This is a genomic window from Actinoplanes sp. NPDC000266, assembly GCF_042899005.1.
GTDB lineage: Bacteria > Actinomycetota > Actinomycetes > Mycobacteriales > Micromonosporaceae > Actinoplanes.
In genome coordinates, this window is sequence record NZ_JBIAZI010000003.1 from 289,987 (window position 1) to 316,379 (window position 26,393).

Annotated in this window: 26 protein-coding genes; 8 read left to right on the plus strand and 18 right to left on the minus strand. The window is 68.7% G+C overall.

Annotation, left to right across the window (positions count from 1 at the left end; translation table 11 throughout):
• Nucleotides 1–3,296: NB-ARC domain-containing protein (locus ACFY36_RS12915; protein WP_499746121.1), on the minus strand; the 3,296-nt coding region annotated here is incomplete at its 3' end.
• Nucleotides 3,293–3,733, minus strand: coding sequence for a hypothetical protein (locus ACFY36_RS12920; protein WP_499746122.1), 441 nt, complete (start codon nt 3,731–3,733; stop codon nt 3,293–3,295). The genes ACFY36_RS12920 and ACFY36_RS12915, both read right to left, overlap by 4 nt.
• Before the next feature lie 445 nt (nt 3,734–4,178).
• Between ACFY36_RS12920 and ACFY36_RS12925 the strand changes: the two genes are divergently transcribed.
• Nucleotides 4,179–4,904, plus strand: coding sequence for an RNA polymerase sigma factor sigma-70 region 4 domain-containing protein (locus ACFY36_RS12925; RefSeq protein ID WP_499746123.1), 726 nt, complete (start codon nt 4,179–4,181; stop codon nt 4,902–4,904).
• Nucleotides 4,905–5,260: 356 nt separating this feature from the next.
• Complete coding sequence (locus tag ACFY36_RS12930) at nt 5,261–5,491, plus strand: hypothetical protein (RefSeq protein WP_499746803.1); 231 nt, start codon at nt 5,261–5,263, stop codon at nt 5,489–5,491.
• A gap of 1,003 nt (nt 5,492–6,494) precedes the next feature.
• On the opposite strand, the gene ACFY36_RS12935 is transcribed toward ACFY36_RS12930, so the two are convergent.
• Nucleotides 6,495–7,739, minus strand: coding sequence for a vanadium-dependent haloperoxidase (locus tag ACFY36_RS12935; RefSeq protein ID WP_499746124.1), 1,245 nt, complete (start codon nt 7,737–7,739; stop codon nt 6,495–6,497).
• A 159-nt stretch (nt 7,740–7,898) separates the two neighbouring features.
• Between ACFY36_RS12935 and helR the strand changes: the two genes are divergently transcribed.
• Complete coding sequence (gene helR, locus ACFY36_RS12940) at nt 7,899–10,019, plus strand: RNA polymerase recycling motor ATPase HelR (RefSeq protein WP_499746125.1); 2,121 nt, start codon at nt 7,899–7,901, stop codon at nt 10,017–10,019.
• A gap of 53 nt (nt 10,020–10,072) precedes the next feature.
• Here helR and ACFY36_RS12945 read toward each other — a convergent pair whose 3' ends face one another.
• On the minus strand, nt 10,073–10,732 hold the full coding sequence (locus tag ACFY36_RS12945; RefSeq protein WP_499746126.1) for a hypothetical protein: 660 nt from the start codon (nt 10,730–10,732) through the stop codon (nt 10,073–10,075).
• A gap of 18 nt (nt 10,733–10,750) precedes the next feature.
• Between ACFY36_RS12945 and ACFY36_RS12950 the strand changes: the two genes are divergently transcribed.
• On the plus strand, nt 10,751–11,455 hold the full coding sequence (locus ACFY36_RS12950) for a GNAT family N-acetyltransferase (RefSeq protein WP_499746127.1): 705 nt from the start codon (nt 10,751–10,753) through the stop codon (nt 11,453–11,455).
• Between the two features lie 303 nt (nt 11,456–11,758).
• On the opposite strand, the gene ACFY36_RS12955 is transcribed toward ACFY36_RS12950, so the two are convergent.
• The 10 genes from ACFY36_RS12955 to ACFY36_RS13000 form a co-directional block, all read right to left on the minus strand.
• On the minus strand, nt 11,759–12,001 hold the full coding sequence (locus ACFY36_RS12955) for a hypothetical protein (protein ID WP_499746128.1): 243 nt from the start codon (nt 11,999–12,001) through the stop codon (nt 11,759–11,761).
• 4 nt (nt 12,002–12,005) lie between these two features.
• Nucleotides 12,006–12,248 carry a hypothetical protein gene (locus ACFY36_RS12960; RefSeq protein ID WP_499746129.1) on the minus strand — a complete coding sequence of 81 codons (243 nt, stop codon included), beginning with the start codon at nt 12,246–12,248 and terminating at the stop codon, nt 12,006–12,008.
• Complete coding sequence (locus ACFY36_RS12965; protein WP_499746130.1) at nt 12,245–12,523, minus strand: TM2 domain-containing protein; 279 nt, start codon at nt 12,521–12,523, stop codon at nt 12,245–12,247. The genes ACFY36_RS12960 and ACFY36_RS12965 overlap by 4 nt, the downstream gene beginning before the upstream one ends.
• Entirely contained in the window at nt 12,514–13,194 is a 681-nt protein-coding gene (locus ACFY36_RS12970) for an MOSC domain-containing protein (protein WP_499746131.1), read from the minus strand. The genes ACFY36_RS12965 and ACFY36_RS12970 overlap by 10 nt, the downstream gene beginning before the upstream one ends.
• Complete coding sequence (gene lipB, locus ACFY36_RS12975) at nt 13,191–13,829, minus strand: lipoyl(octanoyl) transferase LipB (RefSeq protein WP_499746132.1); 639 nt, start codon at nt 13,827–13,829, stop codon at nt 13,191–13,193. Before lipB ends, ACFY36_RS12970 begins: the two co-directional genes overlap by 4 nt.
• Complete coding sequence (locus tag ACFY36_RS12980; RefSeq protein ID WP_499746804.1) at nt 13,792–14,409, minus strand: endonuclease V; 618 nt, start codon at nt 14,407–14,409, stop codon at nt 13,792–13,794. The genes lipB and ACFY36_RS12980 overlap by 38 nt, the downstream gene beginning before the upstream one ends.
• A 130-nt stretch (nt 14,410–14,539) precedes the next feature.
• Complete coding sequence (locus ACFY36_RS12985; RefSeq protein WP_499746133.1) at nt 14,540–16,507, minus strand: beta-galactosidase; 1,968 nt, start codon at nt 16,505–16,507, stop codon at nt 14,540–14,542.
• An 8-nt stretch (nt 16,508–16,515) separates the two neighbouring features.
• Nucleotides 16,516–17,862: an ABC transporter substrate-binding protein gene (locus ACFY36_RS12990; RefSeq protein WP_499746134.1), complete on the minus strand. Its 1,347-nt coding sequence runs from the start codon at nt 17,860–17,862 to the stop codon at nt 16,516–16,518.
• 11 nt (nt 17,863–17,873) lie between these two features.
• A complete protein-coding gene (locus tag ACFY36_RS12995; RefSeq protein ID WP_499746135.1) occupies nt 17,874–18,797 on the minus strand; it encodes a carbohydrate ABC transporter permease in 924 nt (307 codons plus the stop codon).
• Entirely contained in the window at nt 18,797–19,687 is an 891-nt protein-coding gene (locus ACFY36_RS13000; RefSeq protein WP_499746136.1) for a carbohydrate ABC transporter permease, read from the minus strand. The genes ACFY36_RS12995 and ACFY36_RS13000 overlap by 1 nt, the downstream gene beginning before the upstream one ends.
• Nucleotides 19,688–19,848: 161 nt before the next feature.
• Here ACFY36_RS13000 and ACFY36_RS13005 point away from each other — a divergent pair, with 161 nt between their 5' ends.
• Nucleotides 19,849–20,841 (plus strand): LacI family DNA-binding transcriptional regulator, encoded by a 993-nt coding sequence (locus tag ACFY36_RS13005; protein WP_499746137.1) that lies wholly within the window; start codon nt 19,849–19,851, stop codon nt 20,839–20,841.
• Nucleotides 20,838–21,863 (plus strand): alpha/beta fold hydrolase, encoded by a 1,026-nt coding sequence (locus tag ACFY36_RS13010; protein WP_499746138.1) that lies wholly within the window; start codon nt 20,838–20,840, stop codon nt 21,861–21,863. Before ACFY36_RS13005 ends, ACFY36_RS13010 begins: the two co-directional genes overlap by 4 nt.
• Here the strand turns inward: ACFY36_RS13010 and ACFY36_RS13015 are convergent.
• The 3 genes from ACFY36_RS13015 to ACFY36_RS13025 are packed head-to-tail and all read right to left on the minus strand — an operon-like array spanning nt 21,860 to nt 23,862.
• The gene (locus ACFY36_RS13015) at nt 21,860–23,074 is read right to left on the minus strand and encodes an RNA polymerase sigma factor (protein ID WP_499746139.1); all 1,215 of its coding nucleotides are present in this window, start codon (nt 23,072–23,074) and stop codon (nt 21,860–21,862) included. The genes ACFY36_RS13010 and ACFY36_RS13015 overlap by 4 nt on opposite strands.
• Nucleotides 23,071–23,394 carry a YciI family protein gene (locus ACFY36_RS13020; RefSeq protein ID WP_499746140.1) on the minus strand — a complete coding sequence of 108 codons (324 nt, stop codon included), beginning with the start codon at nt 23,392–23,394 and terminating at the stop codon, nt 23,071–23,073. Before ACFY36_RS13020 ends, ACFY36_RS13015 begins: the two co-directional genes overlap by 4 nt.
• A 54-nt stretch (nt 23,395–23,448) precedes the next feature.
• Nucleotides 23,449–23,862 carry a DUF1810 domain-containing protein gene (locus tag ACFY36_RS13025; RefSeq protein WP_499746141.1) on the minus strand — a complete coding sequence of 138 codons (414 nt, stop codon included), beginning with the start codon at nt 23,860–23,862 and terminating at the stop codon, nt 23,449–23,451.
• A 93-nt stretch (nt 23,863–23,955) separates the two neighbouring features.
• Here ACFY36_RS13025 and ACFY36_RS13030 point away from each other — a divergent pair, with 93 nt between their 5' ends.
• Nucleotides 23,956–24,363, plus strand: a complete 408-nt coding sequence (locus tag ACFY36_RS13030; RefSeq protein WP_499746142.1) for a hypothetical protein — start codon at nt 23,956–23,958, stop codon at nt 24,361–24,363.
• Nucleotides 24,364–24,373: 10 nt separating this feature from the next.
• Complete coding sequence (locus ACFY36_RS13035) at nt 24,374–24,859, plus strand: cysteine dioxygenase family protein (RefSeq protein WP_499746143.1); 486 nt, start codon at nt 24,374–24,376, stop codon at nt 24,857–24,859.
• Here ACFY36_RS13035 and ACFY36_RS13040 read toward each other — a convergent pair.
• The gene (locus tag ACFY36_RS13040) at nt 24,838–26,280 is read right to left on the minus strand and encodes a flavin-containing monooxygenase (RefSeq protein ID WP_499746144.1); all 1,443 of its coding nucleotides are present in this window, start codon (nt 26,278–26,280) and stop codon (nt 24,838–24,840) included. The genes ACFY36_RS13035 and ACFY36_RS13040 overlap by 22 nt on opposite strands.
• Nucleotides 26,281–26,393 lie beyond the last annotated feature (113 nt).

The following is a 26,393-nucleotide window of genomic DNA, read 5'->3' on the forward strand; positions in this document are numbered from 1 at the left end:
GGCGCGGTGGCAAGGGCGTTGACGGCGTCGGTATGCCCAGTGAAGGTGTGCAGGCAGGCGCCGTTGCGAGGATTCCAGAGGCGGACGGTCCGGTCGCTGCTCGCGCTGGCTATCCAGCTGCCGTCGGGCGCGGTGGCAAGGGCGTTGACGGCGTCGGTATGCCCAGTGAAGGTGTGCAGGCAGGCGCCGTTGCGAGGATTCCAGAGGCGGACGGTCCGGTCGCCGCTTGCGCTGGCTATCCAGCTGCCCTGCGGCGCAATCGCCAAGGCGCGTACCCGTCCGCCGTGGCCGGCCAGCACGTGCCGCGTTGTGCCCCCGTGCACGTCCCAGATCCGTACAGTCCGGTCGCTGCTGCCTGTGGCCACCCAGCTGCCGTCGAGGCTCACGACGAGGCAGCTGATCGCTCCGGTGTGGCCGACCAGGACGCCAATGCAGACACCGGTCTCGGGATCCCAGACGCGAACAGTCCGGTCGTCGCCGGCGCTTGCCAACCAGGTGAGGTCCGGTGCGAGGGCGATCGCGCGTACCCAGTCGGTGTGACCGGTGAGGACGCGGCGGCAGGCGCCCGTCGCCACGTCCCAGATCTTGACAGTCCGGTCACCTCCGGCGCTCGCGAGCCAGCTCCCACCGCGGGCGGGCTGAACATCATTCACCCCGTTGAGGTGTCGTGCCACATCAGTGCCGGCGTCTCCGCCATTATCCCAAATCCGGGCGGTCCGGTCGTCGCCGGCGGTGACCGTCCAGGTGTTGTCGGGTGCGATGGCGAGGCTGCGCACCCAGCCTGTGTGCCCGGTCAGGACGCGGCGACAGACGCCGGTGTCGGTGTCCCAGAAGCGCACCGTCCGGTCGTCGCCAGCGCTGACAAGCCAGCCGCCGCCAGCCGCGATGGCCAAGGTGCGCACCCAGTCGGCATGCCCAGTGAGCACGTGCAGGCAGTCACCGGTCTTAGTATCCCAGACCCGAACCGACAGGTCATTGGCGGCAGTGGCCAGCCATCGGCCGTGCTGTTCGACGGCGACGGCGTTGATCAGGCCGGTGTGTCCGACGAGGCGATGGACGCAGTTGCCGGTGGCCGCGTTCCAAATCCGTACCGAGAGATCTGCGCCGGCGGTCGCCAGCCATCGTCCGTCTGCAGCGACAGCCATGCAGCTGACCCATTCGTCGTGCGCGCCCAGCACTTCGCCCTGCCAGCCGTCGGCGGCGCGCCAGACCCGCACGGTCCCGTCATCTCCCGCGCTCGCCAGCCAATGTCCGGCCGGCGCAGCGACCAGCACGTTTACCGCACCGGTGTGCCCCGCCAGTCTGCCAAGACTGACGCCGGTGACGGGGTGCTCGATCAGAATGAGGCCATGGTCGTCGCCGCTTGCGAGCCACTCACCGCCTGGGTCTACGGCGAGGGCATTCACCGCGCCAGTGTGGCCCCGGTGTACGCGGAGACACTCGCCTCGTGCGGGGTCCCAGACTCGCACGGTGCGGTCACTGCCTCCGCTTGCCAGCCAGATTCCGCTGGATCCGACAGCCAGGGCGCGGGCCGGCCCAATGTGCCCGGTAAGGAGGCGCCGACAGGCTCCGCTGCCCGAATCCCAGATGCGGATGGTGCCGTCCTCGCTCGAGCTGGCCAGCCAGTCACCGTCTGGCGCGACGGCGACTGCCACGACGGGCTCCGTGTGGCCAGCCAGGGTGCGACGCAGTGCTCCTGTGGCCCGGTCGGGCAGCGCCCAGGCGGCAGTTATCCGCGGTCGTCGTAGCGTGGACTCGAAGGCGCCCACCGACTCCTCGAGCTCGGCGGTACCGGTGAGACGGCTGGCGAGTACGGCGCCGAGCGCTTCCGGCGGACTGGTCGGTGTCAGCAGATGAGCGTTTCGTCGCAGCGTTTGGGCGAGGGTGGTTGCAAGCTTCCCGCCCGCAAGCGCTAGGTCTGCCTCAATCTCGGCGTGGCCGTGTAAGCGCAGCTGGACCTCCACCCAGCGCAGATCGGTGACTGTCATAGCCAGTTCCTCTTGCCGGCGCGCCCCGTGCAGGTGACGAGCGAGATGGCGAGCCAGGAAATCGTGGCCGGCAGGTAGGTCCCACCAGGCCCGGGTGCTCCTCGAGGCAGCAGGCAGGAGGAGGTCTGCGGCGCTGTCCAGGAACCGGCCGTGCAATTCGCTCAGCCACGAGTCCGTGGCGTTGTGGAGTAGATAACCGCGAATGGTGTCGTGCACACGAACGGTCCTCAGATCGGTCCGGTACGACAACAGCAGCGAGGAGTCGGCCAACGCCTCGCACAGCCGACGTACGCCGGCGGGCGACAGCTCACCCGTCGCGTTCCAGAGCAGTTCGAGCATGACCGTCGGTATGTCAACCTCACCCGGGAAGATCGCCAATTCGGCAAAGCGGTCCGCGGAGCCGGGTGGGAGGAACTGCAGGCCGGCTTCTACCGTGGCCGCGACCGCCTGGCTACGCTGGTGCGGGTTATCCGGATCGAACGCGGTCGGACCGTCGGATTTCAGCCGCATCAGGATGTCCTGCAGTGCACTGTTCGTGGCCGTGCCGTAGCCGGCGGCCCGGGCTGCGGCGCGGCCGGCGAGCGCGAGTAGTACCGGCCAACAACCGGTCGCGGTGAGAATTTGCGAGATCAGTGTCGGTGAGGCGTCAGTAAGGCTCCGAGCGAGTAAAATTTTTCCTTCCCTGGCCGTCATTTCGCCCACTTGGATTCGAGCCTGTGCCGGAACCAAACCCGGGTATCGCGTGGTCATCAGGCGTCGGCACCGGGCGCCGCCGTATAGAAACGGCTCAAGCTGAGCTTCGGTCCACACGTCGTCGATGACCATAAGCGCGGGGCGCGGCTGACGATCGAGCAACTGTCCCAGGCGGAAACCAGCCTGTTGCGGGTCGGAAAATGTGGGTCGGACCTCGGTGAGCTGCTCGACTAGATCATTGATCCGTGCGGCCAGCTTGGCACCGCCGGTTTCCTCACCGATGGTCACCCATAGCAGTCCGCCGGAGAACGTCTCACGTACTTTGTCCTGCTGGCACAACCACCTCACTAGGGTGGTTTTGCCGAATCCTCCAGGGCCGTGCAGGCCACAGGCGGTCTGCGGCGTTTCGACGTCACACACCATCTCAAGCAGTTGAGCACAGATCGCCGGGCGGACAACCATTTCCCGGATCTGCGCCAGCGCCATCCAGGGCGTGTTGAGCCGGGTGGCACTGGCGTAGGAATGCACGTTGATCGAGCCGCCAGGCGCGTTGTATTGATGGGCGTTGTCCCGCGCCTCGTAGTCGCCGTAGTCCGTACCGTAGCCGGCGGTCACGACGGATTCGGCCGTCCAGCTTCGGTGGTCACGTTGATCTCGCCGTGCGGAGCGTTGTACTGGTTCGAATTGTCGCGGGAGACATAGGTGTGTACCCAAGTATTCTGCGCCTCGGGAAGCTCAGTACGGACGTGATCAGTCCACGCCTGAAGCTCCTCGGCCATTTCGGGAAACTCGTCTAATAGATCGGCCAGTCGTTGCTGCCATACTGATGCCAGGCGCTGCTGAGCCTCTGGCCGACGCTCCGTCGGCGTCGCCAAGATCTCGACCGCCGTCTCTTCTGCCCACCGTTGCGCTAACTCCCGGCGGCGTTCCCCGCTGCGCCTGAACAGCTGGGCGATACCCTCCTTGGCGGTGCCCCAGGCATCGCCTGTTGCCGCGCCGACGATGGTCGACCCTGCGGTTGCTGCCAGGGCCACCAGCCAATCCGCAACCATCTCTAGCCTCCGTCCTCGTTGAGTCGCTCCACGGTAGGTCGATTGGCGTGCCACAGATTCTCGCAGTCGGAAAGTACACATTCAGAGCCGACCGCGAATTGATCACCAGCGGTTGCTCAGATTAAGGTGATGATTTATGCGCCTCGCCCGCTCAAGGCGACCATTGGCACCGTATGCCCGCCTTTCGGACGCTTCTTCAAATTTTCGCGATGAGGGCAAAGCGAGAAATACCCCACCATGTTTTCGCTTGTTGATCTATTACTGTGTGTCGATTTTCTACGACGCGGTTTCCCATCCGAGATGATCCGGTCATACTGATGAGACTGGCCGCAGGCAAAGAATCTTGCTGCAAGGGAATAAATAATGCGCACATCGCGCGCGCGAGGCGAGATCGCCCGAGCTGAAGCCAGATACATTGAGGTTGCTCGGACGGACGAGGCCGCCGATGACACTTAGCGAGCAGACCCTGAACGGGCAACGCATCGACGAGTCCTGGGACGGGGATGATCGACGACTGCTCGGGCAGCTCCGCGAGCGGGCCTTCGCTGGCCCGATGTACGAGGCGTTCGAGGTGGAACTGGTCGCCTTCGCGTTGCCGACGGTGCTGAGGTGGATCCGCACCGGCGAAATCTTCAAGAGGTGCCAAAGAATCGGCCTTCCGGTGGACGTTGACGGTCAGTTCGCTTGGGGGAACTGGATCCATCACGATCATTCCGAACTCGCGAAGTGGACAATTGCGCACGCCCTGCGGCGACTTCGCGAGGATCTCCTCCGATCGTCATCTCCGACGGTTAATGCGGCGACATTTAGTTCGCTGTTCCTGACCGTGTGTCTGCGCGAATTCCCAGAACAGCTTCAAGCTCTGGTAGACCATAAGTTGGGTAGCAAGGCGGGGATGACAAATTCGCAGCCTGAAGACTCTTCGTCCGAAGAGATGCGATTGCTGGATCGAGGGTTGGCCAACGGGGACTACTCCCAGCGAGAGGAATTCACCGGGTTGGAGTCCATAGCCGATGAAGATCTCCGAACCGTCGCCCGACTCATCGATGCCGGAAAGTGGACCTATGCCGAAGCGGCCGCAGAGATGGGCATTTCGCCGGCCACGCTGAGTGAGCGTCTTCGCTCACGCCAGGTCCGAGCCTTGCGTACAGCTACAGGGAGGCCGGCATGACTGACAAACAAAGCGGGCGCGTCGCCGAGATCGCATCTGTCCTTCGCGTACTGCACGGTAACCTACCAGACCAGGACTCACCCTTCTTCGAGGAGATCCGCCAGGCGCAGGAACTGATCGGCGCGTCGTCATTTGGAAGAGCTGACGTCGATGGTTCGAACTCGGATACCGCCCATAAGGACACGGTCGAGGTTCTTCGAATGCGCCAGCGCCTTGATCAGGTGCAGCAGTCGCAGGCACGCCTGCACCATGACTTGGGCAGTTATCGAAGCGAACAAGATGTCGTGGGCCGCATACCGGCTTTGCCAGACTCGTCGGCCGGAGGCCGCAAGTCTTTGCCTCTAAACGACGATCCGATTCAGTATCGAGGCAGTGCGGAGGGCGGTCGCGTTCGCTACGGTGCGACCGGCGGGGGGTCGGACCGACGCCTGTTGGACGAGGTCACGCGTCTTCGCTCCCGCTTGCAGGCCCTGGAATTCGAGGTAACGCGTCTTCGCGCGGAGAATGATCGCTTGGCGGCCGCCGCCGCTGAATCAGAGGATCTTATTCAGTTGACCGATCGGGAGTCCAGCAGGCGTCTGGTGTGAACGCTGAGCATAGCGCGGAATCGAGGGCGCGAACCGTCGGGCTCCGATCGCCCGTGAATTCCTGGCGGCCCGTTGACGGACGTGCTCCGCGACTGGCCCGAGCATCGACGCACCTATCGTTGCCCGTACTTGCAATTCGCGTCGAGCGTGCGGCGGCATCAAAGTCGCTCAGGATCTGACGGTGCTAATGCGACTGCATACCTACACGGCAAATGCGGGGCGGAAGCATCCTGGCGTTCCGCATGGAAGTGAACACCCCAGCGGTGTGAACCGTTGATACGGCTACTGAGTCGGACACACTGTCGTGCCGCTGTCAGAGCGCGACCTCGTCCGCTGAGACCAAGTTAAGACGCTGAGGATGAGTAGTGCGAAAGGTACTTTTCGGACTCCGGCGGTAAGCTGCCCGAGTCCGAGCCGTCCCAGTGGCGCCAAATTCGGTTCTCGATCCAGTGCCGGCAGGCAAACTCCTCTAACGACGACGGACATCGATAGATGACTCCGAGTCTTCTTCGTCGCTCCTCGAGCTCGAAATCGAGTCCGTATTGATGCACGACAATGGCAGGTAACGCAGTCCTGCTGGTTGGCCAAGAAACGGACCAGAAACGCACGAGGTCGAAGCGGACTGAAGATCGGCAATAGGCCACGTCTGGCAACATCGCGCCCGCGGCCGAGAGTTGGTTCTACAGCCGAGCCAGCCGCTCGACATTGCCGTCGTCGCGCTGCTCCTGGTCGCCAAGCCGTCGGAATCTCCGAGCTCGTCGGCGACAGACGGCGCGGTCTCCAGCGGATACCGCTCTTAGGTGAACTCGCAGGGGCGGTATCCGCCGAGGTCCGTAGCACATTAAGAAGCGGCCTACTCGCTCATCACGAGGATGACCGTAGGGGGCATCGACCTGCCCGTGCTCCTTCAGATCACGGAGTTCGCCGGGGTGGCCGTTCGCCGAGGCCCGTCCCGATTTTGGCCTGCTCGGAGCGGCTGTGGGCCTCGGCGACGCGCTGCTGGTCAGTGACGGCGCTGGAAAGCGTGTCTGAGGACGTACGCCGCGACGCCGTTTCCGATTTTCACGCCCTGGACGTCGGCTGAGCGGAAGTGGACGCCGCCCCAGACGCGGGCCTCGACCACTTCGGCCAAAGCGCCGGAGAAGCTTGTGAACGAACGGATTGTGCCCGCGTCGGCGCTGTAGGCGCTGAACGGGATGTCGTCGCGGCCGAAGAACGCTCGCATCGTGGCCATGATGGTTGACGTCGAGCACGTGTGGCCTGAGGTGTAGTCGGGGAACGGCGGGGTCACCAGCAATGGCATCCACGACGGGTCTGCTGTCGTGCGCGGGTTGCCGTCGGTGTCGGCCAGTTGCACCGCCGTTACCGGGCGCCAGAAGTTCCAACGCTTCTTCTCGTTGAAGCACGCTATGAGCGAGTCGGCGTTGGCGATTTCGGCGATGGCGAAGAAGCGGGCCGCCTGCAACGTGTTCAGGTGCTGGCGGGTGGCCACCTGGCGTTTGATCTCCCACTCGGTCAGGCGGCGGTCGTGCCACCAGATCGCGGCCTCGGTCTGGTCCTTGGTGCGTACCGTACTGGTGGCCCCGCCTATCTCCTTGACCTCGTTGAGGTCGGCGGCGTAGCGGTTGCTGGTCAGTGGGGGCGGTCCGGCCGTACGGAACATGGTGTTGCCCGGTATGACGAACGGTTTCAGGTCGCCGACCCACGCGCCGTCGGCGGCCAGCGTCGGCGGGGTCGGGCGCCACTGGCCGGGCTCCGCCGAGATGTTCCAGGTGGCCGGTTCGAAGGCGCCGTCGCCGCGGCGGGCGGTGATCATGGCGTTGGCGGCTCGGGCGCCGACCTCGATGCCGGCCGCCCTCGACCGGCCGGCCGGGATCGCGGCCAGCGCGGTGTCGTACTGCTCGCGGAGCGCGTCGCTCTGGGCGGGGAACAGATCGAGGAGCACGGTGTACGCCGCGGCGGCCACCGCCGCGTCGGCCGAGTCCGTGCGGTGGGCCCGGGGTGCGGTCAGATACGGCTCGTACGGCGTGCCGGCGATGGCGTTCACGGCGTCGTAGACGGCACCGTGCACCATGGCGAAACTGCGCGGGGCCACGTACGGCGCCTGGCGGGCCACCTCGTAGATGGCGGTCTGAGCGTGTGCGTTCCAGGTGACCACGGCGTTGGCGCGTGGCGGGGCGGCGGTGGCGGTGGGCGCCGGTGCGAGCGTCAGCGTCATCAAGCCGGCGAGGATCGGTGAGAGAACCATGGAAGTTACGATCGTCTATATAGGACGGCAAAGAAAAAGACGAGAAGTAAAAAGCACCTCTCGCCACTTCCAACATATAGCACATAGGGGGCCTTGCGGCAAGAGCCCGGTAGTGCCGCAGAATGGCCGAATTGTCGGCGATTCTCGGGGGATATTTACATGCACGCATTCGATCTGCCGGACAATCTCGCGGCCAAGGCCGACCCGGCCCTGATCGCCGGGGACGACAAGCATTTCGCCGTCATCGCGCAGAGCCTGGCCGAGTCGATCGCCGAGCTGACCGCGCGCCTCGAGGCCGAGCGGAAGGCGCCCGCGGGCATGGGGCGGCAGGCCGTCGACCGGGACGACGCGGTCAAGCGGCTGACCGCCCGGCTGCGCTCGCTGCGCCGCTACAGCCTGGACATCTGCCTCGGGCGCATGGTCGGGGCCGACGACGGCGAGCCGGTGTACATCGGGCGGTTCGGGCTCACCGACAGTCAGGGGCGGCGGTTGCTCGTCGACTGGCGGTCGCCGGCGGCCGAGCCGTTCTTCGGCGCCACCCACGCCAATCCGATGGGCCTGGTGAGCCGTCGCCGCTACCGGTGGGCGCGGGGGCGGGTCACCGATTACTGGGACGAGGTGTTCACGCCGGACGGGCTGGCTCACACCGCGGCCCTCGACGACCAGTCGGCGTTCGTGGCCAGCCTCGGCACCAACCGGTCGGCCAGGATGCGCGACGTGCTCGGCACCATCCAGGCCGACCAGGACGCCATCATCCGGGCCGGGTCGCGGGGCGCGCTCGTGGTCGACGGCGGGCCGGGCACCGGCAAGACGGTGGTCGCGCTGCACCGCACGGCCTACCTGCTCTACTCCGACCCGCGCCTGGGGCACCGCCAGGGCGGCGTGCTCTTCGTCGGACCGCACGAGCCCTATCTGGCGTACGTCTCGGACGTGCTGCCCAGCCTCGGCGAGGAAGACGTCCAGACCTGTACGCTGCGTGACCTCGTACCCCAGGGAAGCCTGGCCACCCCGGAGAGTGACCCGGACGTGGCCCGGCTGAAGGCCGGGGCCCGCATGGTGACGGCGGTCGAGGCGGCCGTCCGCTTCTACGAGGAGCCGCCGCGTAAGGGCCTGACGGTGACGACGGACGACGCCGAGATCCTGTTGACGGCTGACGACTGGGCCGAGGCGTTCGAGGCGCCGGGGCCGGGTACGCCGCACAACGAGGGCCGCGACCAGGTCTGGGAGGAGCTGCTGACGATCCTGGCCGCGAAACACGACACGGACCCGCGCTCGCTGGCGCGAAGTCACGAATTGGCGAGCGCGTTCGGCCGGGCCTGGCCGGTTATGCACCCGGAGGACATCGTCGGCGATCTCTGGTCCGTGCCCGCCTATCTGCGGCGCTGTGCGCCTTGGCTCGGGCTTGATGACGTACGGAAATTGCAGCGCACCGAACCGCAAGCCTGGACCACCGCCGATCTGCCGTTGCTCGACGCGGCCCGGCAGCGCGTCGGCGACCCGGAGGAATCGCGGCGGCGGCGCCGGCAGGAGGCGGCCGTGGCGGATCAGCGCCGGCGGATGGACCGCGTGGTCGACGACCTGATCGACTCGGCCCAGTACGACGACGGCGAGGGCCTGATGAAGATGCTGGTGCAGCAGGACCTGCGCGACGTGCTGGTCGACGAGTCGGTGCTGCCGAAGGCGGATCCGGACCTGCTGGCCGGGCCGTTCGCGCACATCGTGGTCGACGAGGCGCAGGAGCTGACGGACGCGGAGTGGCAGATGCTGCTGCTGAGGTGCCCGTCGCGCAGCTTCACGATCGTCGGCGACCGGGCCCAGGCCCGCCGCCCGTTCACCGAGTCGTGGCGCGAACGGCTGGCCCGGGTGGGCCTCGACCACGTCGAGCAGGCGTCCCTGACGATCAACTACCGGACCCCGGAGGAGGTCATGGCCGAGGCGGCCCCGGTCATCCGGGCGGCGTTGCCCGACGCGAACGTGCCGACCTCCATCCGCAGCAGCGGCCGCCCGGTCGTGCACGGCGCGATCGGCGACCTGGACGGCATCCTGGCATCGTGGCTGGCCGAACACGCGGAGGGCGAGGGGGTGGCCTGCGTGATCAGCCGTACGCCCGCTCCGCCGACCCATCCGAAGATCAAATCCCTGACGCCCGAGCTCTCCAAGGGCCTGGAGTTCGACCTCGTCGTGCTGATCGACCCGGAGGGGTACGACGGCGCGGTCGACCGGTACGTCGCGATGACCCGGGCCACCCAGCAGCTGGTGATCCTGACTGAGAAGTCCTGACACAGAGAGTCGTTCAGCGTGGCCTTCCGTAACAGGCGTCGCGACGTACGTCCTCAAATACGCTTGCCGGAATCGTCACTGACCCAGCCGCCGAGCACCGCCGCCAGCGTCCGCATCCGATCGAGGGTAAGCGCGTCGGGCTGCCACACGTCGACACCCTCATCCTCGTCGAGGTGAAACGGAACGGGCTCACCGGACGGGTGCCCGTTCCAGCACGCCACGGGCGGGCAGGCGATCCATTCACGCCCGGAAGGGAGACGCGCCTTGATGCGTGTCTCCCAGGCGAAATCGTCCATTCCCGCGACCGCGCCGGCCCACTCGTCCGCTCCGATCGGGGCGTCGCGCGCCACGAAGTAGCGAGGATGCGGAAGGTCGGCCAGGCCGACCTCCCGCTCGGAGACGCGGTCCTCCCGCACGATGACGAACTGGACCGACTCCACCAGCATCCAGGCGTCCAGAGCGGCCGCCATCGCCGCCATCCGCCGGTAGATGCCCTCGTCCGGGTTCTTCACCGCGATCATGCCGTCGGTGAGCCGGGTCCAGCCACCGCCGTCCACGTCGATGAAGCGGCCCGGGTAACCCGGTGTCAGCCGGGGCACCATCCTCATGTCCGGCGCTCGCTCGACGTACGCGACGACCTCGGCCTCCTGGATGGGGAACCGCGCCGAATAGGAGGCCGGTACCACGCGGGTCAGCTGGAGGTCGAAGCTCATCGTCCTAAGATCCCACGGGTGATCGAAATCGTGGACAACGCCGTGGCGTGGTGGACCGGGACCGGTGCCGAGGTCTCCGCCGACCGGTCGGTCTTCCGGGCGGAGAAGCCCCGCGTCACACGGCTGATCCTGCGGGCGCCGGCCTCCGCCGACGTCATCTCCGGTCTCGTCGCGAGTGCCCCGTCGACGAAGACCGTGGTGCTGGAGGACGTGTTCGGCGCCGACCGGGCCGAGCCGGCGGACGCGGCCGTGCGCCTCGCCGACATGCCCGTCATGCTCCGCCCGGCCGGGCCCGCGTCCGCGCCGCGCAACCCCGCGCGGATCGTCCGGGTCTCGGATCCCAGTGAACTGGCCGTCGCGGAACGAACGATCGTCGAGGGCTTCCCGGTGCCGGCCCTGCAACCGTGGCGCCGGGGCGAGGCATTGCCGGCCCGGGTCTTGGACGTTCCCGGCTGTTCCGTCTGGCTCGCGTACGTGAAGGACCGCCCGGCGGCCGCCGCGTGCACGTTCGACGACGGCGAAGTCGTCGGCGTCTACTGGCTGGCCACATCACCCGGGCACCGGTCGGCGGGCCTGGGCCGGGCGGTGATGACCCACGCCGTGAACGCCCATGCCGAACGGCCGCTGGTGCTGACCGCCACCGAGGCCGGACGTCCGCTGTACGAGTCGATGGGCTTCCGGACGGTCACGACGACGACGTGGTACATGAGGCGGCCCCACTGAGGTGTCGAGCGCGAACCGGGTCACCGTCTCGTGCCTCACCACCCGGAGATCGTCACCAGCGGCGTGCACGACGGTCGCGGACGACCCGCCGAACTCGGCGAGCACCAGCCGCCCGCCCGGAGACGGTGGCCGGCTCGAAAGGCTCGGCGATCGCATGGAGCCAGTGACTGTCCGGAAAGGAGCGGGCCATCCGGCCGGCCAGTCGTGGACAGGAGCCGAGCCATCCTTCGGCTAGCTTCTGGAACGCTCGCTCGCGCGCCCACGGCGGGCGGCTCGCCGCGCGGCGGATCCCCTCGCCCGCTCCTACGAAGGCACCGCGAACCGGCGCGGCGCGGTTGTCACGACGGTCGCGGCCATCGCGGTTCCGGCCCGCTCGACCTGAACGGACCGGACCGTGGCCCGGCAAAGGTCATAATCCTCGGCGTATCCCGACCGGATCGGCACCACGGACGGGCGCACGCGGCCCAGCGAGTCGCGATAGTGCGGCGACTCCGCGCGTGGCGGCCCGAGAAGCTCAGCCATCTCCGGGCCGATCTGCTCAACCATCCACTCACGGCGCTCCGGCCCGCAATCGGCCATCCATCGCAGCGCGGCGGCCCCGGCGGTGCCGCACCCGGCCCGGCCGTGAGAGAAGCGCGCCGAACAACGGCATCGCGTTGTTGTCCCAGATGTCGGCCATCCGGACGATGGCCCGCCGGTCGAAGACGCGCGGGTCGGCGGCCGCGCCCATACAGGCGATCGACGCGTCCAGGACGGCCGCGAGGAGCTTGTCGGGTGGGGTGTGGCGGCTCAAGCCGGGACTTCCACGAGGCCGTGGCGGGCCATGATGGCGGCTCGGCGGGAATCGTTCACCGACTGGACCCGGCGGGCGATGAAGAAGACGTCCAGCAAGGTCCAGACGCCCAGGCCGCCCAGGGTGAAGAGCATGAAGATCGAGCGGGCCGTGTCGCCCAAGTAGAAGCGGTGGCCGCCGAAGAGGCCGGTCAGGAGCCAGAGGGCGTACGCCACTCGGGTGTCCTTCTTGACGGCGTTGAACTCGAACTCGGCCCGGGCCGCGGTCAGATCCATGTGCAGGTGTCGCCGGCGCAGACGGGGCCGGGAGTTACCACCTCGGCTACGACGCCCAGCGTCATGTCGTGGTGGGCCGCCAAGGCCTTCAGAAGGTCGTTGCGGTCGGGGGCGTTTTCCTGGGCCATGTCGATCATTACGCAGCGGGTGAGCGGGCGGATCACCCGCAGCACCGTCGCCGGGCCCACGCGCAGCCGGCGGCCGGGCCAGTCGTCCTCCAGGGCCGGCGAGTCGATCAGCAGGTTGGCCCGGAAGCGCAGGGCCTCGGCCGGGTTGCCGGTCAGGTTCGCGACCAGGCGCAGCGACGCCGTGGTGAGCAGGCTGACCGGGCCCTCGTCGTGGTGCTTGACCGCCGCCTCGGGGGTGAGGGTCACCGGGCGGCCCAGGGCTTCGCTGATCGCCCTGTGGCCGGCCGGGTCGTCGGCGGCGAAGCGACGGCCGTCCGGCAGTTCGACGGTCGGGGCGCCCTGGGAGACGTACGACCGGAAACGGAACAGACCCTCCATCCGCCGGAACCGGCGGGTGTTCTTGCCGCTGCCGAACTTGCCGTCGGTGTCGCGGACCGCCCACAGGCGATCGCCGTCGAGGCCGCGCGGGCCGACCGGTGACGAGGGCACGAGCTCGCCCAGCATCGACTTCACCGGGTAGCGGCGGATCTCGGTGACTCTCACGAGGCGCCGAGGTGCTTCGCGATCGCGTCGCGGACGGCGGCCTCGCCGGGGGTGGCTCCCGAGACGCGGCGCAGGGACGTCATCTCGACGCCGGGCAGGCGGCAGGCGGTGAAGCGGTCGAAGACCGTCAGGTCGGGATCGATGTTGAGGGCGAAGCCGTGCGAGGTGATGCCGCCGCGGATGCGCATGCCGATCGACACCAGCTTGTGGTGCTCCGGCGTCCACACTCCGACCAGGCTGTCGGCGCCTTTGGGGGTGTCGCGCCGGACCGTCTCGTACCCGAGCGAGCCCAGCCCTTCGATCAGCGACGTCTCCAGCCACCGCACCACATCGGCCGGTCCCCCGCCGCGCAGGTTCATCACCAGATAGCCGACGAGCTGCCCGGGACCGTGATAGGTCGCGTGCCCGCCACGGTCGACCGGCACCACCGGGAACCCGGGATCCACCGGCAGATCGGAGACCGGCGTGTGCTTGCCGTACGTGATCACTTCCGGATGTGTCAGCAGGAAGAGCCGGTCGGGCGCACGCCCTTCGCGCCGCTCGTCGACCCACTGGGACATGAGCCGGAGGCCTTCGTCGTACGGAACCTCGCCGAGATCAACCCGGTGCAGCGAGCTGTCCACCATGGCCGCCATGGTGCCACTCCTCCCCGCCCGCCGACAGGTGATCTGCGAGACGCTGCCGCGACAGGATGTCGGCCTGGCGGGTCGGTTCCGGGATGCGGTAGTGCCCGCTCAGCCGTACGGCCAAGGCAGTGCAGTCTTCCAGCGCGATCCGGTGCCCGGCCGAGACGAAGACAGGCTTCACACCAGATTGTGTACGCACGGCACGGCCGACGATCTCACCGTCGTCCACCATGTCCGACCAGGAGCCGCGAGCGTCCGCTACCAGCGGATAAATCCCGACATAGGGGGTCTTGGCGATCCCGAAGCACGGAGTGTCGAGAAGGACGCCGAGATGGGAGGCCAGGCCGAACCGGCGCGGGTGGGCCACACCGTAGCCGTCGCAGATCAGCAAGCGCGGGGCAGAAGACAAGCCGGCCAGGGCGTCCTGGAGCAAAGGCAGTTCACGAAAGGCCAGCAAGCCCGGGACGTACGGGAATGAGACCGGCCCGGACGCCGTCGCGACCTCGACCACCGACAGGGTCTCCACGTCGATCACCACCGCGGCCGCCACCCCGAACGAGTCCGCGTAGGTGACATCGAGGCCGACCACCGTGGGCGGGACGTCGAAGCCCGGTGGCGGCATGATCAACCGTGGGCGCAGAGCCTCCTGGAGCGCCGAAGCCTCGGACGGGAGCATCCCGGAGACGATACCGGTCCCCGGGATGCTTCCTCTGATCACGTCAGGCGGGCAGGACCGCCACGCCGCGGGCGGCCAGCGTCGTCTCCGTGGCGCCGAGCGAGCTGATGTCCAGCTGCTCGTCGGTGCGGTTGACGACGAAACGGACGCCCTCGCGGACGGTCAGCTCGACCCGGCCGCGCAGCTCCGACGGGAGCTCGCTGACCACGCCGGCCCGGCCGGCCAGGTCCTTGAGCAGCGGGGCCAGGGCGTTCGGGGCCAGCTTGGTCGAGACGTACGCCGCCGAGCCCTGGCCGGCCGCGCGGCGGGTGACCGCCGGGCGTCCCGCGTAGTCGCCGGTCTTGTACGTCGCCAGCACCTCCGTGGCCGGGTCGATCAGGTCGATCCGGTCGCTCCACAGCGTGCCCTCGAGTCCGTCCGAGAGCGCCACCGTATCGCCCGCGAGCAGCGGCGCGAACTCCTCGATCCGCAGGCCGAGCAGGTCACGCAGCGGTCCCGGATATCCGCCGAGCCAGACGTGGTCGTTCTCGTCGACGATGCCCGAGAAGTACGTCGCCACCAGGTGGCCGCCGTTCTCCACGAACGAGGTCAGGCGCGAGGCCAGCGATGACGGCATCACGTGCAGGACCGGCGCCACGACCAGGTCGTAGCCGCTGAAATCCGATGCGGCCGGCAGCACGTCGACCCGGACGCCGAGGTCCAGGAACGTCGTGTACCAGTCCAGGGCCTCCTGCCGGTAGCGCAGCAGCTCGGTCGGGTGCGAGTCCTGCTCGGAGGCCCACCAGGACTCCCAGTCGAACAGGATCGCCGCCTTCGCCGGCGTGCGGCGCTTGCCCTGGACGTACGACAGCTCACGCAGGCGCGAGCCCAGCGCCACCACGTCACGGAACAGCTGGCTGTCCGTGCCGGCGTGCGGCACCATCCCCGAGTGGTACTTCTCGGCGCCCGCCCGCGACTGCCGCCACTGGAAGTAGCAGACCGCGTCGGCGCCGTGGGCCACGTGGGTCAGCGCGTCGCGGGACAGCTCGCCCGGCCGCTTGGCCAGGTTGACCGGCTGCCAGTTGACCGCGCTGGTCGAGTGCTCCATCAGGAACCACGGCCGGCCGCCGGCGATGTTGCCGGTCAGGTTGGCCGAGAACGACAGCTCGTCGAGGCTCTGCGCGCCGGGCAGCCGGTAGTGGTCGTTGGAGACGAAGTCGACCTCGGCCGCCCAGTCCGCGTAGTCCATGCCCTTGGTTTCGCCCATCACCATGAAGTTGGTGGTGACCGGCACCTCGGGGGTGATCTCGCGGAGGATCTCCTTCTCGGCGCGCAGGTAGTCCTTGAGCACGTCGGAGGAGAACCGCTTGAAGTCGAACTGCTGGGTCGGGTTCGGGAAGGACGCGGCCAGCCGCGGCGGCAGGATCTCGTCCCACTCGCCGTAGCGCTGCGCCCAGAAGGCCGTGCCCCACGCCTCGTTCAGCGCCTCGACCGTTCCGTAGCGGTTGCGCAGCCAGACCCGGAAGGCCTGGGCCGCGTCGTCGGAATAGTCGTAGATGTTGTGGCAGCCCAGCTCGTTCGAGACGTGCCAGGCGACCAGCGCGGGGTGGTCGGCGTACCGCTGCGCCATGGTGCGGACCAGGCGCAGCGCGTACTCCCGGAAGACCGGCGAGGTGGGCCGCCAGTGCTGGCGGCCACCCTGCCAGAGGATCTGCCCCTCGTGGTTGACGGGCAGGATCTCCGGGTGCGCGGTGGTCAGCCACGGCGGCGGTGATGCCGTCGCCGTGGCCAGGTCGACCGAGATCCCGTTGGCGTGCAGCAGGTCCATGACCTCGTCGAGCCAGGCGAAGTCGTACCGGCCGTCGGCCGGTTCGATCCGGGCCCACGAGAAGATGGCGAGGGAGACGATGGTGACGCCGGCTTCGCGCATCGCGCGGACGTCGTCGTCCCAGACCTCCCTCGGCCACTGCTCCGGGTTGTAGTCCGCGCCGTACTCGATACGCGAGCCCGTGCGCAGCCAACGGGGTGTCACTGAGTTGCTCATTTAACGGTGAAGCCCTGCTCGTTGCCGTACTTCGCGGACTGGTCCTGCCACGCCTTCAGGCCGTCGGCCAGGGTGGTGCTGGAGACGTACGCCTTGCCGGCGGTGTCGTTGAAGATGCTGTTCGAGTAGACCTGGAAGGGCAGGTAGGTCCAGCCGGTGACCACGTTCTGCGACGACTTGGCGAAGATCTCGTTGGCCTTCTGGCCGCCGAAGTACTTGAACTCGGAGTTCAGGAACTTGGAGTCGCTGAGCTGCTTGGTGGTGGCCGGGAAGGCGCCACCGTCGACGCGGATCTGCACGCCGTCACCGTCGTTGGCGAACTTGGTGAAGCCGTACGCCAAGGCCTGGTTGTTGTTGAGGCCCTTGTTCATCAGCGACAGGGCGCTGCCGCCGTTCTCGGCCGAGGCGTTGGCGCCGGCGGTCCACTGCGGCATGTCGGCCACGCGCCACTTGCCGGAGGCGGCGGGGGCGCTGGAGACGAAGTTGGCCGGCATCCAGGCGCCGGTCGCGATGGTGGCGATGGTGTCGTTCTGCATGCCCTGGAACCACTGGTCGGACCAGCTGGAGATCGGGGCGATCAGCTTCTCGGTGATCAACGTCTGCCAGACCTGCTCGAACTTCTTCGAGCCCTCGTCCTGGAAGTTGATCGTGACGTTGGTGCCGTCCACGGTGTACGGCTTGCCGCCGGCCTGCCAGATCATCGAGGTGGTGAAGCCCGCGTCACCGGTGTCGTTGGTGATGTAGGCCTTCGGGTCGGCCTTGTGCAGCTTGCGGGCCGCCTCGAGGTACTCGTCCCAGGTGGTGGGGACCTTGATGCCGTACTTGTCGAAGACGTTCTTGTTGTAGTACAGCGCCATGGGGCCCGAGTCCATCGGCAGGCCGTAGGCCACGTTGCTCGAGTGGACCGAGTTCCACGGTCCCGGAGCGAAGTCGGCCTTGAGGTTCTCGACGCCGAAGCCCGACAGGTCGGTCAGCGACTTGCCCAGGGCGAACTGCGGGAGCGCGTAGTACTCGATCTGCGCGACGTCCGGGATGCCCTTGCCGGCGGCCACGGCGTTCTGCAGGGCGGTGTACTGGTCGTTGCCGGTGCCGGCGTTGACCAGGTCGACCTTGACGTTCGGGTACTTCTTCTGGAACTCGGTGACGACGTTCTTCAGGGTGGGCTCCCAGGCCCACACCGTCAGGTTTCCGCCCTTCTCGAGCGCCGCGGTGACGTCGGCGTCGGAGACGGTCGACGACGAGCCGGACGAGCTGGAGTCGTCGTCGCCGCCACCGCAGGCGGCGAGGCCGAGGGACAGCAGGGCCGCGGTGGCCGCCGCCCCGACTTTCAGGAGCTTGGACATATGAGGACCTTTCACTCTTTCACGGAGCCGGCCGACAGGCCGGACTGCCAATAGCGCTGAAGCAGGAGGAACGCCGCCAGGAGCGGCAGGATCGTGAGCAGCGAGCCGGTGATGACCAGGTTGTAGACGGCCTCACCGCCGGCGGTGGTCGACTGCGCGTTCCACGCGTTGAGGCCGACGGTCAGCGGATACCAGTCCGGGTCCTTGAGCATGATCAGCGGCAGGAAGTAGTTGTTCCAGGTCGCGACGATGCTGAACAGGGCCACGGTGACGATGCCGGGGGCGAGCAGCGGGACGCTGATCTTGAAGAACGTACGGAACTCGCCCGCCCCGTCCATCCGGGCCGCCTCGAGCATCTCGTCCGGGATCGCCTGGGCGGCGAAGGTCCACATCAGGTACAGGCCGAACGGCGTGATCAAGGACGGGATGATCACGGCCCACGGCGTGTTGGTCAGGCCCAGCTTGCTGAACATGAGGAACGTCGGCACGGCCAGGGCGGTGCCGGGCACCGCGACCGCGCCGAGCACGATCGCGAAGACCGCGCGCTTGCCGACGAACTTGAACTTCGCCAGGCCGTAGCCCGCGAGGGCGGCCAGCAGGGTCGCGCCACCGGCGCCGACGACGACGTACAGCAGGGTGTTGCCGAACCACCGCAGGAAGATGCCGTCGTTGTAGGTGAAGGTGTCGTGGATGTTCTGCCAGAGCGCGAACTTGCCGTCACTGTCGAACCAGAGGCCGAACGACGTGAACAGCCCGCCCTGCGTCTTCGACGAGTTGATCACCAGCCAGGCCAGCGGGACCAGGCTGTAGAGCGCCATGAGCGCGGTCAGCACGGTCAGGGTGACGCTGCCCGTCCGCCGCTTCTTGCGGGCCGACTGGGTGACGGTCAAGTTCTTCTTGGGGGTACGGGCTGAGCTCTGCACCGAGGTCGTCATCAGCTCTCCCGGTTTCCGCGCAGCTGCACGACGTACGCGATGACCATGGTGATGATGCCCATGATGATCGCGACCGTGGCCGCGTAGTTGTACTGCTGACCCGAGAAGGACAGCTGGTAGGCGTACAGGTTCGGGGTGAAGTACGTGGTGATCGCGTTCGGCGCGAGCGGCTGGAGGATCACCGGCTCGGTGAACAGCTGGAAGCTGCCGATGATCGAGAAGATCGTCGCGATGCTGAGCGCGCCCCGGATCGCCGGCAGCTTGATGGCCGTGATGATCCGGAACTGCCCGGCGCCGTCGATCGAGGCCGACTCGTACAGCGAGGGCGGGATGACCCGCAGCGCCGAGTAGAAGATCAGCATGTTGTAGCCGATGAACTCCCACGTCACGATGTTGCCGATGGACGCGAGCGCGAGGTGGGGGGACAGCGGGTTCGGCAACGAGATGTTGAACGCGTCGTTGATGTTGCCGACGAGACCGAACTGATCGCCGTAGATGAAGCCCCACATCAGCGTCGCGACCACCGCCGGCACCGCGTACGGCAGGAAGATCGAGACCCGGAAGAACGCCTTGCCGTACAGCCGCCCGCTGTCGATGGCCAGGGCCACCAGCAGGGCCAGGATCAGCATGATCGGCACCTGGATGACCAGGAAGATCGCGACCCGGCCGAACGACTCCCAGAACTGGCTGTCGGAGAACAGCCGGGTGTAGTTGTCCAGGCCCACGAACGAGTTGCCGCCGATAAGCTGGTTGCGATACAGGCTCAGGTAGATCGAGTACACGATCGGCGCCAGGAAGACCAGCGCGAAGATCAGCATGAACGGGCCGACGAACTGCCAGCCTCGCCAGGAGCGGCGCCGGCGTGCCACCGCCGGCTGGAGGACCGCCATGGTCACCCTCTCAGTGATGCGATGATGTTTACGTAAACATCATGCACCGATGTCGTTCGATGTTTCTTCTTGTTTTCGAATGTTCGATGTTTACGTAAACATCGTGAGTGCGATAGTGTCACCGCGTGCGATCGTCGTCAAGCAGTGTTCGGCGAGTTTCCATGGCGGATGTCGCCCGGCTGGCCGGGGTCTCCTCCCAGACGGTGTCGCGCGTCTCGAACGGGCACCCCGGTGTCGTCGATGCGACGCGGCAACAGGTCCTCGACGCGATGAAGGAGCTGGGCTACCGGCCCAACAGCGCCGCGCGCGCCCTCAAGCGCGGCGAGTTCCGGACCATCGGCGTCATCCTCTTCACCCTCGCCACCACCGGCAACAGCCGCACGGTCGAGGCTATCGCCAACCACGCCGCCGAGCAGGGATATGCGATAACGCTGATCCCGGTGGCCAGCCCCACCCAGGACGGCGTGCTCGGCGCCTTCACCCGCCTCGGCGAGCTCGCGGTCGACGGCGTCATCGTGATCATGGAAGTCCACCTGCTCGACGCGGTCGCCCTCGAGCTGCCGCCGGGCGCCCAGGTGGTGGTGGTCGACTCCGACGCCGGCGACCGCTATCCGGTGGTCGACACCGACCAGGCCGACGGCGCCCGCCAGGCCGTCAGCCACCTGCTCGGCCTCGGCCACGAGACGGTCCGGCACGTCAGCGGCCCGGCCGACTCGTTCTCGGCCGGCCGGCGGGCCCAGGCCTGGCGCGACGTGCTCACCGAGGCCGGCCGCCCGGTTCCGCCCATGCTCCAGGGCGACTGGTCGGCCGAGTCCGGATATCGGGCCGGCCTCGAGATCGCCGGCGACCCCTCGTGCACCGCCGTCTTCACGGCCAACGACCAGATGGCCCTGGGCGTGCTGCGGGCCCTGCACGAGCGCGGCCGCCGCGTCCCCGAGGACATCAGCGTGGTCGGCTTCGACGACATCCCCGACGCGGTCTCCTACCTGCCCCCGCTCACCACCATCCACCAGGACTTCGCCGAGATGGGCCGGCGCTGCGTCGACCGCCTCCTGCACCAGATTCGCGGCGAGGCCTCCCCACCGGGCCGAGCTCTGGTGCCGACCCGGCTGGTCACCCGCGAGAGCACCGCCCCTCCCCCACGCCGGCCATGACTCCCGAGGTCCGGTACGCGCGCCACGGCGAGCTCAGCCTCGCCTACCAGGTGCTCGGCACCGGGCCCGACCTGCTCTTCCTCCCGGGTTTCGTCACCCACCTCGATCTGGCCTGGGAGGAGCCGAGGCTGGCCCGCTTCCTGCGCGGCCTGGCCGGTTTCGCCCGGCTCATCCTCTTCGACCGGCGCGGCACGGGCCTGTCCGATCCAGCCCCGGAGGGCCTCACCCTGAGTGACGCGGTTGAGGATGTACGGGTCGTGCTGCGCGCCGCCGGATCGCAGCGCCCCGCGCTCTTCGGCGCGGCGGTCGGCGCGGCCATCTGCACCGAGTACGCGCTGCGCCACCCGGAATCGGTGCGCTCGCTGGTGCTCTGGGCCGGTCACGCCCGCCTGCTGGAGGCGCCCGGCTATCCGGCCGGCTGGACGCCGTCGTTCCTGGCCGGGGTGCTGGCCGGCGTCGACGAGCACTGGGCGTCCGGCGCCGGCCTCGACACGATGAACCCGTCCCTGGCCGGCGACTCCCGCCACCGCGAGTGGTTCGTCCGGCACGCCCGGGCCGCCGCCAGCCCCCGGCAGGCCCGTGAGCTGTTCGGCCTGTGCGCGGCGGCCGACTTCCGCGACGCCCTGCCCGGCCTCGAGGTGCACACGCTCCTGCTGCACCGTACCGGCGACCCGTGGCTGTCGGTCGAGCACTCCCGCTGGGTCGCCGCCCATCTGCCGAACGCCCGGCTGACCGAGCTCGCGGGCGACGACCACTGGCCCTGGATCGGCGACGCCGAGGCGCCACTGGCCGCGATCGGGGAGTTCCTCACCGGCGTACGGCCTCCTCGCCCGGCCTTGCTTACTCCCCGAGAGCGGGAAGTCATGTCCCTGGCCGTGCAGGGCCTGACGGCCCGTGACATCGCCGCGCGGCTGTTCATCACAGAGCGGACCGTCGAGTCGCACATCGAGCACGCCTACCGCAAGCTCGGGGTCACCTCCCGGATCGAGCTCGTCCGCCGTGCCGCCGAATGGGATTTCTAGGCGCTCAGCTCATCCCGGCGGCGGGTCAGATAGGCGATCTCGGCGGAGTTGCCGGCCAGCTCGATGGCCCGCTCGTACGCCGACCGGGCCGGGGCGCCACGACCCAGCCGGCGCAGCAGGTCGGCCCGCGTCGCGTGGAAGGGGTGATAGCCGTCCAGCCGCCCGGCCAGGCCGTCGACGGCGGCCAGCCCCACCGCGGGACCGTCGAGCTCGGCCACGGCGACGGCCCGGTTGAGGGCGACCACCGGCGACGGGTCGAGACGGACCAGCTGGTCGTAGAGGGCGACGACCTGCGACCAGTCGGTGCCGGCGAAGTCGCGGGCGTCGGTGTGCACCGCGTTGATGGCGGCCAGGATCTGATAGCGGCCGGGCGCGACCCCACTGGCCAGTCGCTCCCGCACGAGCCGGTGCCCCTCGGCGATCAGCTCCGCGTCCCAGGCCGACCGGTCCTGCTCGTCCAGCGGGATCAGCTCGCCGCCGGGCGCTACCCGGGCCCGGCGGCGGGCCTCGGTCAGCAGCATCAGCGCGAGCAGCCCGGCCACCTCCCCGTCACCGGCCATCAGGGCCCGCAGCAGGCGCGCCAGCCGGATCGCCTCGCCGGTCAGGTCCGGCCGCACCTCGGCGCCGGGCCCGCTCGGCAGATAGCCCTCGTTGAAGACGAGGAACAGCACGGCCAGCACGCCGGACACGCGCGCCGGAAGATCCTCGGCCGCCGGCACCCGGTACGGGATCCGGGCCGCCTTGATCTTGCTCTTGGCCCGGGTGATCCGCTGCCCCATGGCGACCTCGCCGGCCAGGAAGGCCCGCGCGATCTCGGGCACGGTCAGCCCGCCCACCATGCGCAGGGTCAGCGCCACCCGCGTCTCCATGGCCAGCGCCGGATGACAACAAGTGAAGATCAGCCGCAGCCGTTCGTCGCCGACGGCCCCGATCGGCGCGGGCAGCCCCCCGTCGTACAGCATCACAGCCTCCCGCTGTTTGCCGTCGCGCCGGCTCTCCCGCCGCAGCCGGTCGACCGCTTTGCGGGTGGCCGTGGTGGTCAGCCAGGCCCCCGGGTTCGGCGGCACCCCGTCGGCCGGCCACCGCTCGACGGCGGTGGCGAACGCCTCGGCCGCGGCCTCCTCGGCCACGTCGAGGTCACCGAAGCGCCGGCACAGGGCGGCGACCACCCGAGCCCACTCCTCGCGATAGGCCGCCGCCACCGCGCTCACAGGAACGGACGCACCTCGACCCTGCGGTTGCAGGCCCGCGACCCCTCGGCGGCGAGCTTGAGCGCCACGTCGAGGTCGTCCGCCTCCATCACCCAGAACCCGGCCGTGTACTCCTTCGTCTCCACGAACGGCCCGTCGGTGACCAGCGCCCGCCCGTCCCGGTTGTCGATCACGGTGGCCGTGCTGGGGTCGGCCAGCCCGCCCGCGAAGACCCAGTGCCCCCGCGCCTGGAGCCCTTCGTTGAACACGTGGATGGCGGCCATCTCGTCGTCGGTGCCGGAGTTGCTCTTGTCGTCGATCACGGAAACCAGATATTGCATGCCCATCTCCCTCGGTCACCTGTGCAACGAACGGCCCGGCCCCGATCCGACAACTCAGGCGAGCAACTCTTCGGTACGGGGTTCGGGCGCGCCGTCGTAGTACCGGTCCAGAACAGCGGCGAAGGCGGGCTGATCCGGGCCCGCGTGACGGAAGAGCGTCATCGATGACCGAGCCTTGAGGTTGTCGGGATAGCCGAAAAGCTGATCGGCGCTGGCCGCCGGCGACCCCACCACGGCCTCGGAGATCTCGGCCAGCCGGGGCCCGAGCACGGGATGGGCCAGGTATTCCCGGGCCTCGGCGAGGTCACGGATCGCGTAGAACCGCGCGGTCGAGCTGGAGCCGAGCCCGGCCAGCTGCGGAAAGACGAACCACATCCAGTGCGTCCGCTTGCGGCCCTGCTTGATCTCGCCGAGGGCGTCCTCGTAGACCCCCCGCTGCGCCGACACGAACCTGTCCAGATCCGGCATCGTCCCCCACCCCGTCCCGCGCGTAGTCGCCGAGCCTAGTACTCCACGAACAGGCCGGTGGCTTTCTGCTCGGTGCCTGAAGCACCATCAGGCTTGACCAACCTGGCCGAGATCGTGCATGTGAGTTTCTCGGACGACCCGTCCTGGCTGGTAGCGATTCAGTTCCGGTTCACTGAGGGATTCCTCCAGGTCGCGGCGAACCCGGCTGACGACACCGGCGAGGATCGCCTGCTGCTCGCCGGCCACGGAGACTGTGACGTCATCATGGCCGGGCGAGCCCGCGCCACGGCCGCCGTCGTCCTGTCGCGGGCGCTGGGCATCGAGCGCGCCGAAGCGTTCGGCCGGCTCGGAGAACTCCCCGCGACCGCGGCCGCGGGCCTCACCGAGGATCAGGCTCAGGCGCTCGTGCGGCTTCCTACCAGCGAGCTGACGACAAGTAGGTCACGCCGGGGTTCTGAAATCGGTACTGGTACGGATGTCCTGGCGCGCGATGGTTTCTAGCGTCGGTGGCATGGATGAGGTGAGCCGGATCGTGAAGGCGGCGGCCGAAGGGCCGGAGGCGGTGCGGGAGATCCTGCCGGGGCTGCTCGGCGGGGACTGGCCGCGATGTCGGCGGGAGCCCGGCAGGGAGTGGCAGTTGCACGCGCTGCACCGGGCGCCCGAATGCTCGGTGGTGGTGGCCGTGTTCCGGGGCGGGGCCCGGGCGCCGATCCACGATCACGGAGCGTGGGCGGTGATCGGGATTCATCGGGGGCGGGAGCGGGAGACGTGGTTCAGCCGGGACGCGGACGGCGGGCTGCGGGAGGAGCGCAGCTTCGAGAACGCGGCCGGGCAGGTCAGCGTCGTGCCCGACGGGGTCATCCACACCGTGCAGGCGCTGGGTGAACAGGACGCGGTCTCGGTTCATGTGTACGGGACGGACATCGTCGCCCAGGAGCGGCACGAGTACGACCCGGTCTCCCGGCGCGTGAGCGTCTACCGGCCGCCGTTCGAGTAGTCGGCCGGGTTGAGCCGGGCCGTTCGGCGCTTGTACTCCGACGCCATGCCGGGCCAGTTGGTGACGATGCGGCCGGAGGCGTTGCGGTACCAGTTCTGGCAGGCCGTCCACACCGAACCCGACAGGCGCCGCTGGATCTCCGCGTCGTAGGCGGCCGCGACGTCCCGGCGTACCTCCAAAGGCTTTGACCCCTCAGCGAGCCGGCGGACGGCCTGAACCAGATAGCGGGCCTGGCACTCGTGGAAATAGAGCACCGACGTGTTGCCGGTGTTGGTGTTCGGGCCGTACATCAGAAAGAGGTTGGGAAAGCCGGGGACCGTCATGCCGAGATGGGCGTACGCCCCGTCGCGCCACTCCTCGTCGAGGGTGACGCCGTCGCGGCCGACGATCCGCAGCGGGGTGACCAGGTCGGAGGCGGCGAAACCGGTGGCGTAGACGAGCAGGTCGCACGGATGGGAGGCGCCGTCGGCCGTGCGGACGCCGCCGTCGGTGACCTCGACGATCTTCTCGGTGACCAGGCTGACGTCGGGGCGGGACAGGGCGGGCAGCCAGGCGCTGGTGAACAGGACCCGCTTGCAGCCCATCGGCTCGTCGGGGGTGACCTGGGCCCGCAGCTTCGGATCGCGCACCTGCCAGCGCCGCTGCACGCCGGAGACGGCACGCAGCAGGGCGCCCGACGCGCGACGGCCGAGCAGCGCCCGGCCGGTCACGATGGTCATGGCCCAGACGCCGGCCCGCGGAAGACCCATGAGGACCGGGATTCGGTGGTACGCCACCCGGCGGCCCGCGCCGTAGCGACGATCGGGCCGGGGCAGCGTCCAGGGAGCCGTGCGCTGGAAGACGGTCACGTGGGCCGCACGGCCGGCGATCTCGGGCACGAGCTGGATCGCGCTCGCACCCGTGCCGACGACGGCGACGCGGCGCCCGTCGATCGGCAGGCCGGGCCGCCAGCGGGCGGTGTGCACGGCCGGCCCGGCGAACCGCTCGGCGCCGGGCAACGACGGCACGACCGGCTTGGTGAGCTGGCCGACCGCGGGGACGAGCACGTCGGCCTCGATCTGCTCACCGGACGCCGTGGTGATCAGCCACCGGCCGCCGTCCCAGCGGGCTTCGAGCACGTCGGTGTTCAGCCGCACGCGGCTCGTGATGTCGCGCTCGTCGGCGACCCGCCGCAGGTACGCGAAGATCTCGTCGTGCGGCGGGAAACGCCGGCTCCAGGCCGGATTAGGGGCGAAGGAGTACGAGTAGAGGGGCGCGGGCACGTCGCAGGCGCACCCCGGGTAGGTGTTGTCGCGCCAGACGCCGCCGACGGCCGCCGCCCGCTCGAGCAGGACCACGTCGGTGAACCCGGCGCCGAGCAGCGCCGAGGCGGCGGCGATGCCGCCGAAACCGGCCCCGATGACAACCACACGCGGATTCATTGCCGCGAAATTATCAGCTTGTTGACGGGGTGCCAATAGGCGGCGACACGCGGACGCGATCGATGACGGCAGGACCCGGCTCACCCGCGTGTCGGCCCGGCGAACGTGTTGAA